Origin of the sequence: Sphingomonas sp. Root241, assembly GCF_001428865.1 — a bacterium.
Taxonomy (GTDB): domain Bacteria; phylum Pseudomonadota; class Alphaproteobacteria; order Sphingomonadales; family Sphingomonadaceae; genus Sphingomonas.
In genome coordinates this window covers 295,790-308,621 of the sequence record NZ_LMIV01000004.1, presented here as the reverse complement: position 1 = coordinate 308,621, position 12,832 = coordinate 295,790, and the positions used below count along the sequence as shown (strand labels likewise).

Below are 12,832 nucleotides of genomic sequence, written 5' to 3'. Positions count from 1 at the left end.
CGCACATTAAAATGATTTATCTGTCGAGTATTGGTGCTATTTATATGATCAAAGCACGCCATGAATCGCCATCAGAGCGCGACCTCTCCGGCAAAAGCTGACCGAAAACCGGGCGGAGCGTCCCCACGATGCTCTTCACCGCACGAATGGAAAGGATGTCTCATGCGGCTGCGCATCACCAAGGCTTCGCTTCGCGCCACCATCGCCGGGCTTTCGAGCGCGAGATGGCGGCCAGGCGCTGCCTGCGCCGTCGCGGCGATGCTGCTGTCCGCCGGCTGCACCGCCGCGCGCGATGCCTCCCGTCCGGTTCAGGCCACGCCCGCCGCCTCGGAACGTCCCAACATCCTCCTGATCCTCGTCGATGACCTCAAGCCGGCGATCCGCGCTTTCGGCGATCCGGTGGCGATCACGCCCAACATCGATCGGCTCGCGGCGCGCGGCACGCGTTTCGAGCTGGCTTATGCCAATCAGGCGGTCTGCGCGCCGAGCCGGATGAACCTGATGACCGGCGCGCGCTCGACCTCCACCGGCATCTATGATTTCGGCCAGAATCTGCGCGACTATCTGCCCGACGCGGTGACGATGCCGCAATATTTCATGGCGGCTGGCTATCGCGCGGAGAGTATCGGCAAGACCTTCCATATCGGCCATAACACGGTCGGCGATCCGCAGAGCTGGTCCGCACCGCCCTACAAGGATCATGTGATCGAATATGTCTCGCCCGAGGGCAAGGCGCTGGGCAAGACCCGCGAGGCCGCCTTGTTCAACGAGTTCGAGATCCCGCGGGGCGATGTCTGGGCCTATGCCCGCACGCTCGGGCGCGGGATCGCGTGGGAATCGCCCGACGTTCCCGACCAGGCCTATGCCGACGGCCGCGTCGCCGCCAAGGCCGTCACCCGGCTCGGCGAATTGAAAGCGTCCGGCCAGCCCTTCTTCCTCGCGGTCGGCTTCGCCCGGCCCCATCTGCCCTTCTCGGTGCCGAAGCGTTACTGGGACAAATATGACCGCGCGAAGCTGCCGCTGCCGGCTTTCGAACACCTGCCCGACGGCGCGCCGGCATTTGCCGGCAAGGTCGGCGGCGAGATCAACGCCTATGCCCCGATCGACGAGAAGACGCCCGAGGCGCAATATCCCGAGGAGCTCAAGCGCACGCTGATCCACGGCTATTATGCCGGGGTAAGCTATGTCGACGCGCAGATCGGCAAGTTGATGGCCGAGCTCGACCGCTCGGGCCTGTCGAAGAACACCATCGTCGTACTGTGGGGCGACCATGGCTATCATCTCGGCGACCATGCGATCTGGACGAAGCACACCAATTACGAACAGGCGACGCATCTGCCCCTCGTTTTCGCCGGCCCCGGCATCGGCGAGGGCCAGGCGACGCGCCAGCTCGCCGAAACGGTGGACATCTACCCCACGCTCGCCGCGCTGGCCGGCCTGCAGCGGCCGACAGGGCCGCAGCCGATCGACGGCACCGATCTGACGCCGGTGCTGCACGATCCCGCGGCGCGCGTGCGCAGCTTTGCGTATCACGCCTATCCGCGCCCCAATCGGATCGGCCAGGCGATCCGCACCGAGCGCTACCGCCTCGTCCGCTGGACGCAGGAACAGACCGGCGCGCGCGATTACGAGCTGTACGATCTCGTCGGCGACCCGCTCGAGACACGCAACGTCGCCGCGACGCAGCCTGGGATCCGCAGCCAACTCGAAGTACTTCTAGACGCCCAGCCCAAACCCAAATCGGTCAATTTGCGCCGGATGCAGGCAGGTGCAGCGAAACCGGGAGCCAAATAACAGTCAGGACGCGGGTACCGGAATTACGGCCGCCGCGGCTTGTTTCCAGGCCCCGGTCCACGCTTGGGCCCCTGGCCGTCGCGCGGTGGCCTGCGATCACCCGATCCCCCGCGCGGGCGATCCCCCGGCCCGCCCCTCGGGCGATGCGTCGGTGCGGAAGCCGCCGGCGGTGCGCGGCGCTGCTCGACGCCCTGCGCAACCGAATAGCCCTCCTTGAGCAGCCGGGTGAACGCCGAACGGACATTGGTCACGATCGCCGCCTGCACTTCCTTGGGCAGATCGGCATAGGTCGTGTTCGGGTGGATGCTGTTGAGCTCGCGCAGCAACGGGTTGGGAAGCCCGTTGGCGGCATCCTTCAGCGCCACGATCGAATCGAGGACGGTGGAGAACAGGATCTCCTGCATCAGGTCGGTTGCCGATTTTGCCATAGCCGCGCCTCAACGCCCGTCCGCGCGCCCGGTGTCAAGCGATGAGTGCGCCGCATGCGGCTAAACGGTCTCCAGCTCGGTGAATTGCACTGCCATCACTTCGCGGATCGTCAACTCGTTTCCGTCGCGCGTCACCTGCACCAGCCGCTGCGCGCCGGACTCGCCCAGCGGCATGACCAGCCGCCCGCCTTCGGGCTTGAGCTGACCCACCAATGCCTCCGGCAATTCCTTCGCCGCCGCGCTGACCAGGATCGCGTCGAACGGCGCCGCTTCCGCCCAGCCGCGCGACCCATCGCCGATGCGGATGGCGACGTTTTGGTATCCCAGCTCGAGCAGCCGCGCATCGGCGATGCCGGCGAATTCCTCGACGATCTCGACACTCCACACTCGCGCCGCCAGCCCGGCGAGGATCGCGGTCTGGTAGCCGAGCCCGGTCCCCACCTCGAGCACCGAATCCCCTTCCTGCGGATCGAGCAGCTCGGTCATCAGCGCCACCATGAAGGGTTGCGAGATCGTCTTGTCGAAGCCGATCGGCAGCGGACTGTCCTGATAGGCGAGCGCTGCAAACTGCGCGGGCACGAACAGATGCCGCGGCACCGCCAGCAACGCCTCGCGCACGCGCGGGCTCGGTGCCGTCCGCTCGATCTCCTCGCTCAGCAAGTCGAACTCGATGTCGATCACTTCGACCATGTGGCGCCGGAGGATCGCGAGATGCGCTTCGGTGAGCGGTTTCATGAGGGTCTGCCTCGAGGGAGTTCGACCAGATGAACGCACGAACCGCCCGCTGGCAACATTCCCCTCAGCCGTGGAGGTTGAGCAGCGAATCCATCAGCCCGTCCTCGGCGCTGGAGCATACGCCCAGCACCACCGCCTCGTCGCAACCCTCGTCCGCGACGTACGCATGGCCCATGTTCGAATCGATGTAGATCGATTCGCCGGTATCGAGCGTCACGGGATCGTAGAATTCGGTGTGCACCACGATCCGCCCGCTGACGATGTAGATGAACTCCTCGCCCGAATGGTGGACGAGATCACCGAACTCCTCGACCGATTTGGCGCGCACGCGCGTGATCACCGGGATCATCCGCTTCCGCCGCAGTTCGGTGCAGAGGTAGTAATAATCGTAGTTCGGCGTGTTCACGCGCACCGCATGATCGAGATCGCCGATGCTGCGCCGCGCGGTGACCGGGGCCTCGGCCGCCGAATCATTCTCCGCGAACAGCTCGGACATGCGGATGTTGAGCCGCTGGCTCAGCTGGAGAAGCTTGTCATAGGTCAGCGTCAGCCGGTCATGCTCGACCTTGGACAGAGTCGACACGGGAATGCCGCTGCGGACACTCATCTCCTTGAGCGTCCAGCCGTTGCGGCTGCGCAGCGCACGCACCAGCGTACCGAGCGTTGGTTGTTCCGGCTTCAGGCGCGTGGCCATCCGATTCCCCAGTTTGACATTTTTCCGAACAGGATCATTATGTCTCAATCAGGCGTAACTAGTTCACTTGGGATATAGCCTAACCGCAGACGCAAACCGGCGCAATCACATGCCGGAGTCGCGGGGAAACATAAGGGGAAGCGCGATGTGGAAACGTTCGCTGGCGGTGCTCGCGGCAGGATTGCTCGGCATCGCAATCGGGGTACCGGCCTTCACGCAGGCGCCCGCCCCGCTGACCCCGGTCGCGCAGACGCCGCCGCCAGCCGCCGCGCCAGCGACTCCCGCAGGTCCTGCCACGCTGACCAAGGCCGATGCCGACGCCTGGCTCGACGGCTTCATGCCCTACGCGCTCGCGCGCGGTGACGTCGCCGGCGCGGTGGTCGTCGTCGTCAAGGACGGACAAGTCGTTACGCAGCGTGGCTTCGGCTATTCCGACGTCGCGAAGCGAAAGCCGGTCGACCCGGCAACCACGCTGTTCCGCCCCGGCTCGACTTCGAAGCTCTACACCTGGACCGCAGTGATGCAGCAGGTCGAGGCGGGCAAGCTCGACCTCGATGCGGACGTGAACCGCTATCTCGATTTCAAGATCCCGCCTTACCAGGGCAAGCCGATCACGCTGCGCAACATCATGACGCACACCGCCGGCTTCGAAGAGATCATCAAGGGCCTGCTCACCTTCGACAAGCCCGTCCCCAGCCTCGGCGACGTGCTCAAGCACCGCATACCCGAGCGGATCTACGCCCCCGGCACCACCCCGGCCTATTCCAACTACGCCACCGCGCTGGCCGGCTATATCGTCGAGCGCGTCTCGGGAATGTCTTTCGACGATTATGTCGAGCGCAACATCTTCGGCCGGCTCGGCATGCAGTACGCCAGCTTCCGCCAGCCCCTGCCCGCCCGCCTCAAGCCGTACATGTCACAGGGCTATGAGCTCGGCTCGGGCCCGGCCAAGGGCTATGAGCTGATCGGCATGGCCCCCGCTGGCGCATCGGCGATCAGCGGCGGCGACATGGCCAAGTTCATGATCGCGCACCTCGCCAATGGCGGCCCGCTGCTCAAGCCGGAAACCGCGAAGCTGATGCACGCGCCCCAGGCCAGCGCGATCCCCGCGATCAACCAGATGGCGCTCGGCTTCTACGAACAGCGCATCAACGGCCACCGCGCGATCGCGCACGGCGGCGACACGGTCTATTTCCACAGCGATCTGTGGATCTTCCCCGAAGACAATGTCGGGCTCTACATCTCGATGAACAGCAGCGGGAAGGACGGCGTCACGCGCGTGCTGCGCGGCTCGCTGTTCGACGAATTCGCCGATCGCTACCTTCCCGATTCCAAAAAGGCCGCCCCGGTCGAGCTTCCGACTGCGAAGGAGCATGCAAAGCTGCTCGTCGGTAGCTGGACCAACAGCCGCCGCATCGATTCGAGCTTCGCCAAGATCATCGGCCTGCTCGGCGATACCAAGGTCAGCCTCGACGCCGATGGTCGTCCGGTCATCCCCGCGCTGACCAGCCCCGGCGGCGCGCCGCGCAAGCTGATCGAAGTCGAGCCGTTCGTCTGGCAGGACGCCTATGGCCATGAGCGGCTCGCCGCGCAGGTCGTCGACGGCAAGGTCGTGCGCTGGAGCTTCGGCGAAGTCTCGCCTTTCATGATCTGGTATCGTACGCCGGCTTCGCTCGACAGCGCCTGGGTGATGCCCGCGCTCCTGTTCGGCATCGGCGTGGTCTTCCTCACCGCGCTGTCCTGGCCCGTCGGCTGGTTCGCCCGCCGCCGCTACGGCGCCCCACTCGCGCTCGAAGGCGAGGCACGCCGCACCTATCGCGCGGTCCGCGGTTTCACCTGGCTGGTGCTGCTCGTGCTGGTCGGCTGGGCAATCGCTATCTCGGGTCTCGAGGATTTCGAGAGCCACGGCTCGACCGACTGGCTGATCCTGCTGCTCCAGATCGTCGGCACGCTCGTCTTTTTCGGGATATTCGGCCTGTCGATCTGGAACGCCTGGTTGACCTGGAAGGCCAGGCGCGGCTGGTTCGCCCGGATCTGGAGCGTGCTGCTCGTGCTCGACGCCTTCTTCATCCTGTACACGGCGCTGGCCTTCAAGCTGATCAGCTTCGGCACCGAGTTCTAGGGCAATGGTGCAGCGTCTCTCGTGCGACGTGGCGGTGGAACGGCTTCCCTTCGCGAAGCCGTTCCGGATCTCGGGCCATGTCTTCACCGAGTCTCCGGTGGTGGTCGTCACGCTGAGTGACGGCCTCCACACCGGGCGCGGCGAAGCGAGCGGCGTCTATTATCTCGGCGACGACGAAACAGCGATGACCGCCGCGCTGGAGACGGTGCGCGAGGGCCTGACCAAAGGCATGACACGCGCCGATCTCCAGCAGGCGCTCCCTCCCGGCGGAGCCCGCAACGCCGCGGATTGCGCCCTCTGGGAACTCGACGCGAAGCGCGCCGGCGTGCCCGTATGGAAACTCGCCGACCTGCCGGAGCCACGCCCGCTTCTCACCACCTTCACGCTCGGCGCGGAAGACCCGGCAGTGATGGCCGAGGGCGCGCTGGCTTATGCCGATGCCCGCGCGCTCAAGCTCAAGCTCACCGGCGATCTCGACCTCGACGTCGCCCGGGTCCGCGCGGTGCGCGCAGCGCGAAAGGATTGCTGGGTCGGCGTCGATGCCAATCAAGGGTTCAAGGTCGACGAGCTCGACGCGTTGATCGCCGTGCTGGTCGAATGCGGCATCGCCTTGCTCGAACAGCCGCTCGCGCGCGGCCGCGAAGCCGATCTCGACGGGTTCGACTCGCCCATTCCCATCGCCGCCGACGAGAGCGGGCTCACGCTTGCCGATCTCGATGCGCTGGTCGGCCGCTTCGACACGGTCAATATCAAGCTCGACAAATGCGGCGGCCTCACCGAGGCAATCGCGATCGCCCGGCGCGCGCGGATGCTCGGCCTCGACGTGATGGTCGGCAACATGGTCGGGTCGAGCCTCGCAATGGCGCCCGCCTTCCTGCTCGGCCAGCTCTGCGACGTCGTCGACCTCGACGGACCCACTTTCCTCGCCGCCGATCGCGAGCCCGGCATCCGCTACGAGGACGGCTATATCCGCTGCCCCGAAGCGGTCTGGGGTCACCGCGCGCTGCCGCAGCAATCTAATTGCAATATCGGTTGACTATTCTCCAATCCGGATCATACAATCCTGATTAGAGAATTAGCCATCGAACTCCTGGGGGAGGACCGACGATGACGCGCACGACCAATCGGACCAAATTGCTGATCACCGTGGCGGCAGGCGCGCTGCTCCTGCCTATTGCAGCGCTGGCGCAGGACGCACCACCGTCGGCACCCGAGGCCGCCGTGGCCGGCGACGACGAGATCGTCGTCACTGCGCAGAAGCGCGAGGAGCGGCTCCAGGACGTGCCGATCTCGATCAGCGTCGTCGGCGGCGCGCAGATGCAGCAGGCCGGCGGATCGCAGCTCACCGATTATGCCGCCTATGTCCCCGGCTTCCAGGTGGACAATGCCGGCTCGCCCGGCCGATCGACCCTGTCGCTGCGCGGCGTCGCGCCGATCGGCCCCAGCGCCACGGTCGGCATGTATCTCGACGACGCGCCGATCGGATCGAGCGGCATCTACAATCGCGCGCAGACCTTTTCGCTCGATCTGATGCCCTATGACATCGCCCAGCTCGAAGTGCTGCGCGGGCCCCAGGGCACGCTCTATGGCGCCAGCTCGATCGGTGGCCTGCTGAAATACGTCACCGTGCAGCCCGATCTCAACAGCCTGTCGGTCCGCGCCGGCGGCGAGATCTTCACCATCGCGCATGGGGGCGACATGGGCTGGGCGGCGAACGCCATGGTCAACGTGCCGCTGGTCAGCGACAAGCTCGCCGTCAGCGCCAGCTATTCGCGCCGCGAAACGCCGGGCTATATCGACAACATCTTCACCGGCGAGAAGGACGTGAACGATGCCGTCCAGCAGGGCGGCCGCGTCGCCTTGCTGTGGAAGCCCGACAGCAACCTCACCATCAAGCTCAGCGGCCTGTGGCAGTCGGTCGACTCGGACAATTTCAGCATCCTCTACGAGACGCCGACCTACGGTCCGCTGGAGCCCGGCGCCGACTGGCTCAGCACCAATTCGCAGCTGCCCGAACCCTTCACCAGCGACTTCCAGTTCTATGCGGGCACGCTCGCCTACGATTTCGGTTTCGCCGAGCTGAGCTCGACCACCTCGTACAGCAAGCTCGACATCCTCGAGACCAGCGATGCCTCGCGCGTCTATGGCGTCATCTGGGGCGGGCTCGCCAATTATCCGGCGACGCTCCACCAGAAGAAATGGACCGAGGAACTCCGCCTCACTTCGGCTTCGAGCGACAGGTTCGAATGGCAGCTCGGCTTCTTCTACACCGACGAGGACAATAGCCACGACCAGATCGTCCGCGCGCTCGACGCCTCGGGCGCGGTGCTCCCGGCGTTCGATCCCTTCGCGGTCGTCGCGCTGCCGAACACCTACAAGGAATATGCCGTCTTCGGGAACGCGACGTACAAGTTCGGCGACGTCTTCCACTTGACCGGTGGCCTGCGCTGGGCGCGCAACGATCAGACCTTCACGCAGGTGACCCAGATCCCGCTGATCGGCCTCGACACCAGCGGCGACGGCAGCTCTTCCGAGGAAATCGTCACCTGGAGCGTCAGCCCCCAGATCAACATCAACTCGGACACGATGGTCTATGCCCGCGCCGCCACCGGCTATCGCCCGGGCGGCCCGAACATCGCCCTGCCCGGCTTCCCGACGACCGTGGATTCGGAGAGAGTCACCAGCTACGAAGCCGGCATCAAGGCCCGCTTCCTCAATCGGGCAGTGACCTTCAACGCCGCGGCCTTCCTGCTCGACTGGAAGGACCTCCAGACCAGCGCGGCCTTCTCCAACGGCATCAACGGCCTGGTCAATGCCGGTACCGCGCGCAGCAAGGGCTTCGAAGCCTCGCTGCTGCTCCAGCCGATCGCCGGGTTCAGCGTCGGTGGCAACATCGCCTATACCGACGCTCGCTGCACCGAGACGACTGACAACTGCACCGATGGCGATCAATTGCCCAACGTGCCCAAGCTCGCCGCGGCGATGACCGCGGATTACAGCTTCCCGGTCGGCGGCTCGGCGCAGGCGCATGTCGGCGGCGCGGTCCGCATCGTCGGCGATCGCATCTCGGCGGTCGAGAGCTCGCCGCTCGCGGTACCGGTCGACGGCTATGCCACGCTCGACCTCAACGCCTCGGTCACCTTCGGCGGCAAATGGACGCTGCGCGCTTATGCCCGCAACCTCACCGACGAGGCGGGCCGCATCACCACCAATGTCGCCACCGTCAATCCCGGCTTTCTCTCGACCGTCCCCCTCCAGCCGCGCACGCTGGGCCTCGCGGCCGAGCTGGCATTCTGATCGGAGCGTGCGCGTGCTGCCCCAGCCCTATCTCCTCTTCCTCGGCGACACGACCGAACCGGGGTTCGCCAAGACCGCGTTCGGGCTTCGCGACTGGGCCGGGGACAAATGCGTGGGCGAGTTCGCGTGCGGCGCCACCGTCACCACCGATCTCCCGCACATGACGCCCGCCCAGGCAGTGGTGGAAGGCGCGAAAGGCCTCGTGATCGGCGTCGCCAATCCCGGCGGGGTGATCCCGCAATCGTGGCGCAAATCGCTGGTCGAGGCGCTGGAGGCGGGGCTCGACATCGTCTCGGGGATGCATGTCCGGCTGACCGACATCCCCGAGCTTGCCGAGGCAGCGGCCCTGCTCGGGCGGCGGCTGATCGACATCCGCGTGCCTCCGGCCGACATCCCCGTCGCCACCGGGCGCAAGCGCAGCGGCAAGAGGCTGCTCACCGTCGGCACCGATTGCGCGCTCGGCAAGAAATACACGGCGCTGGCGCTTGCCCGCGCCTTCCGGGAGCGCGGCGTGGACAGCGATTTCCGCGCCACCGGCCAGACCGGGATCATGATCGCCGGCGGCGGCATGCCGATGGACGCCGTGGTCTCCGATTTCGAGGCGGGCGCGGCGGAGATGCTCTCCCCCGACGCGGCGCCCGATCATTGGGACCTGATCGAAGGCCAGGGCTCGCTCGCGCATCCGGCTTACGCCGCGGTCTCGCTCGGCCTGCTCCATGGCAGCCAGCCCGACGTCTTCGTCGTCTGCCACGAGCCCGGCCGCTCCGACATGCTCGGCACCGCGGGCTACAAGGTCGCGACGATCGAGGAAATCATCGATCTCACCCTCGCGCTCGGCCGGCGAACCAATCCCGCCATCCGCTGCGGCGGCGTGAGCTTCAACACGTCGGCGCTCGACGAAGCCGAGGCTAGTGCGCTGATGGAGCGCGAGAGCGAGCGGCTCGGGCTCCCCGTGGCCGATCCGATCCGCGGCGGCCCCGCCTTGGAAGCCCTCGTCTCCAGCTGCCTGGCATGAGCATCCCGGCGGCAGGATCGAGCTGGTTCCAGCGCTTCCTGCTGCCGGGCTTCGCGATGAAGGCCGTCATCATCGGCGGCGGCTATGCCACCGGACGCGAGCTGGCCGAGTATTTCCTGCCCTCGGGCCCCTGGGGCGGCCTCGCCGGCATGGTGCTGGCGATGCTCCTGTGGAGCGTCATCGCCGCCACCACCTTCGCTTATGCTCGGCTGGCGGGCGCCCTCGACTATCGCGCGTTCTTTGCCGACCTGCTCGGCCCGGCCTGGATCGCGTTCGAGATCGCCTATATCCTCTTCGTCGTGCTGATCCTCGCCGTGTTCGGGGCGAGCGCGGGGGCGATCGGCGCGGCGATGTTCGGCTGGCCCAGTTTCGTCGGCGCGGTGCTGCTCGCGGTCGCGATCCTCGCCACCGTGTCGCTCGGCAATTCGGCGGTCGAAGGCGTGTTCAAATACGTCTCCTTCCTGCTCTACGGCGTCTATGCGCTGTTCCTGATCCTCAGCATGTTCAACTTCGGCGACCGGATCGCCGCCGGTTTCGCGACGCCCGCGCCCTGGACCGGCTGGGCCTCGGGCGGGCTGACCTACGCCAGCTACAACATCATCGGCGCGGTCGTGATCCTGCCCGTCCTGCGCCACCTCACCAGCACGCGCGACGCCATCACCGCCGGGCTGATCGCAGGGCCGCTGGCGATGGCGCCGGCGATCCTGTTCTTCGTCTGCATGGTCGCCTTCTATCCCGGCATCGGCGCCGAGACGCTGCCTTCCGACTTCCTGCTCCGCCAGTTGAACGCCCCGGTCTTCCACTGGCTGTTCCAGCTGATGATCTTCGCCGCGTTGCTGGAAAGCGGTGCCGGCGCAGTCCACGCGATCAACGAGCGCGTCGCCGGCGTGCTGCGCCGCCGTCGCGGGATCGAGCTCAGCCCACGCGCGCGGGCCGCGATCGCCGGCGGGCTGCTGTTGGTCTGCATGTTCGTCGCCGAGCGCGTCGGGCTGATCGCCTTGATCGCCAGCGGTTACCGCCTGCTCGCCTACATGTTCCTCGCCGTTTTCGTGCTGCCGCTGATGACGATCGGGCTGGCGCGGCTGATCCGGCGCCGTTCCGCCACTCCCAGGGAGGTCGCCGCATGATCCTGCGCCATCTGCTCGCCTTGCCGCTGCTCGCGCTCGCAATGCCTGCACTCGCCGATCCGCCCGCGGGCCTCGAGGCCAAGGTCGAAGCGCTCCGCAAGCAGACCGGTGCACCCGGCATCGCAGTCGCGATCGTCGAGCGTGGCAAGACCACGCTCGCTAAGGGCTGGGGCGTCCGGAAGCTCGGCGATCCCGCGCCGGTGGACGCCGACACGATCTTCCAGACCGGATCGACCGGAAAGGCGTTCACCGCGGCCGCGCTCGCGATCCTGGTCGATCAGGGCAAGATCGGCTGGGACGACAAGGTGATCGATCACATGCCGTGGTTCCGCATGTACGATCCCTGGGTCACGCGCGAGATCACCATCCGCGACCTGCTCGTCCACCGCAGCGGCCTAGGTCTCGGCGCGGGCGACCTGCTCTTCGTCCCCCGCGGCAGCCTGTCGCGCAAGGAGAGCGTCAAGCGGCTGGCGTATATCAAGCCGGCGACGAGCTTCCGCTCGAACTACGCCTACGACAACATCCTCTACATGGTCGCCGGCCAATTGATCGAAGAGGTTACCGGAAAAACCTGGGAGGACTTCGTAACTGCCGAAGTCCTCAAGCGCGGCGGCATGAACAGCGCCACCGCCACCTATGAGGCGCGTTGGGCCACGCTCGACCGCGCCTTCCCCCACGCCCGGATCGGCGGCGCGGTCCGCGGCGACGGCGCGAACCAGCAACTCAACGAGCGCGACGAACTCGGCCGCGCCGCGGCGCCCGCGGGCAACCTCGCGCTCAGCGCGAACGATCTCGCGCAATGGCTCAAGATCCAGCTCGGCCATGGCGCACTGCCCGGCGGCGGGCGGCTGTTCAGCGAGGCGCAGGCCGCCGAGATGTGGAAGGGCGTCACCGTCCAGCCGATCACCTCCTATCCGGGCAGCCTCGCGCCGCTCACCCCCAAGTTCAGCACCTACGGCCTTGGCTGGGAGGTGGAGGACTATCGCGGCGCCCGGATCATCTCGCATGGCGGCGGCGTGTTCGGTTCGATCACCCACATCATCCTGCTCCCCGATCAGGACGTCGGCATCGCCGTGGTGGTCAATTCCGAGGACATAGCACTGCTCCGCGGGATCGCGCACATGCTGGCCGATCACTATCTCGGCGTCCCCGACCAGGATTGGCCGGCGCGCTTCGGCGAGTTCATGGAGCAGCGTCTCGCCGGCGGAAAGGCGGCGCTCTCCGCCGCCAAGGCCGCACCTGCCAAGGTCGGGCCCTCACTGTCGCTGGAGCGCTATGCCGGCACCTATCGCGATCCCTGGTATGGCGACGTCGCGGTCACCGGCGGCCCCGACGGCCTGCGCATCGACTTCAAGACCACGCCGCGCATGGCCGGCAAGCTGGTCCATTGGCAGTACGACACCTTCGTCACGCGCTTCGACGACAAGGCGATCGAACCCGCTTACGTTACCTTCGCGCTCGATGCCGACGGCAAGGTGTCGCGCGTCTCGATGAAGGCGGAGAGCCCGATCGCCGATTTCAGCTACGACTATCACGACCTCGACCTGCGCCCGGTGGCGGAGGTGAAGAAGTGAGGGGCATTTTTCCCCCCTCCCTGCAAGGGAGGGGCCGGGGGTGGGT

At 66.6% G+C, this 12,832-nt stretch carries 10 protein-coding genes; 7 read left to right on the top strand and 3 right to left on the bottom strand.

Annotated features, from left to right (window positions below):
• The first annotated feature begins 162 nt into the window (after window positions 1–162).
• Window positions 163–1,794: a sulfatase gene (locus tag ASE13_RS18585; protein WP_235537050.1), complete on the top strand. Its 1,632-nt coding sequence runs from the start codon at window positions 163–165 to the stop codon at window positions 1,792–1,794.
• 23 nt (window positions 1,795–1,817) lie between these two features.
• Here the strand turns inward: ASE13_RS18585 and ASE13_RS18580 are convergent, their stop codons facing one another.
• The 3 genes from ASE13_RS18580 to ASE13_RS18570 all read right to left on the bottom strand — a co-directional run bounded on the left by ASE13_RS18580 (window position 1,818) and on the right by ASE13_RS18570 (window position 3,651).
• Window positions 1,818–2,222, bottom strand: a complete 405-nt coding sequence (locus ASE13_RS18580) for a hypothetical protein (protein ID WP_056619814.1) — start codon at window positions 2,220–2,222, stop codon at window positions 1,818–1,820.
• Window positions 2,223–2,282: 60 nt separating this feature from the next.
• Window positions 2,283–2,957: a protein-L-isoaspartate(D-aspartate) O-methyltransferase gene (locus ASE13_RS18575; protein WP_056619812.1), complete on the bottom strand. Its 675-nt coding sequence runs from the start codon at window positions 2,955–2,957 to the stop codon at window positions 2,283–2,285.
• Window positions 2,958–3,021: 64 nt separating this feature from the next.
• A complete protein-coding gene (locus ASE13_RS18570; protein ID WP_056619809.1) occupies window positions 3,022–3,651 on the bottom strand; it encodes a helix-turn-helix domain-containing protein in 630 nt (209 codons plus the stop codon).
• A gap of 145 nt (window positions 3,652–3,796) precedes the next feature.
• Here ASE13_RS18570 and ASE13_RS18565 point away from each other — a divergent pair, with 145 nt between their 5' ends.
• The 6 genes from ASE13_RS18565 to ASE13_RS18540 all read left to right on the top strand — a co-directional run bounded on the left by ASE13_RS18565 (window position 3,797) and on the right by ASE13_RS18540 (window position 12,786).
• On the top strand, window positions 3,797–5,773 hold the full coding sequence (locus ASE13_RS18565; protein ID WP_056619801.1) for a serine hydrolase domain-containing protein: 1,977 nt from the start codon (window positions 3,797–3,799) through the stop codon (window positions 5,771–5,773).
• Between the two features lie 4 nt (window positions 5,774–5,777).
• The gene (locus ASE13_RS18560) at window positions 5,778–6,809 is read left to right on the top strand and encodes a dipeptide epimerase (RefSeq protein WP_056619798.1); all 1,032 of its coding nucleotides are present in this window, start codon (window positions 5,778–5,780) and stop codon (window positions 6,807–6,809) included.
• Between the two features lie 71 nt (window positions 6,810–6,880).
• A complete protein-coding gene (locus tag ASE13_RS18555) occupies window positions 6,881–9,070 on the top strand; it encodes a TonB-dependent receptor (protein WP_056619796.1) in 2,190 nt (729 codons plus the stop codon).
• 13 nt (window positions 9,071–9,083) lie between these two features.
• The gene (locus ASE13_RS18550; protein WP_235537061.1) at window positions 9,084–10,085 is read left to right on the top strand and encodes a DUF1611 domain-containing protein; all 1,002 of its coding nucleotides are present in this window, start codon (window positions 9,084–9,086) and stop codon (window positions 10,083–10,085) included.
• Window positions 10,082–11,212: a hypothetical protein gene (locus ASE13_RS18545; protein ID WP_056619791.1), complete on the top strand. Its 1,131-nt coding sequence runs from the start codon at window positions 10,082–10,084 to the stop codon at window positions 11,210–11,212. Before ASE13_RS18550 ends, ASE13_RS18545 begins: the two co-directional genes overlap by 4 nt.
• Entirely contained in the window at window positions 11,209–12,786 is a 1,578-nt protein-coding gene (locus ASE13_RS18540) for a serine hydrolase (protein WP_056619789.1), read from the top strand. The genes ASE13_RS18545 and ASE13_RS18540 overlap by 4 nt, the downstream gene beginning before the upstream one ends.
• Window positions 12,787–12,832 lie beyond the last annotated feature (46 nt).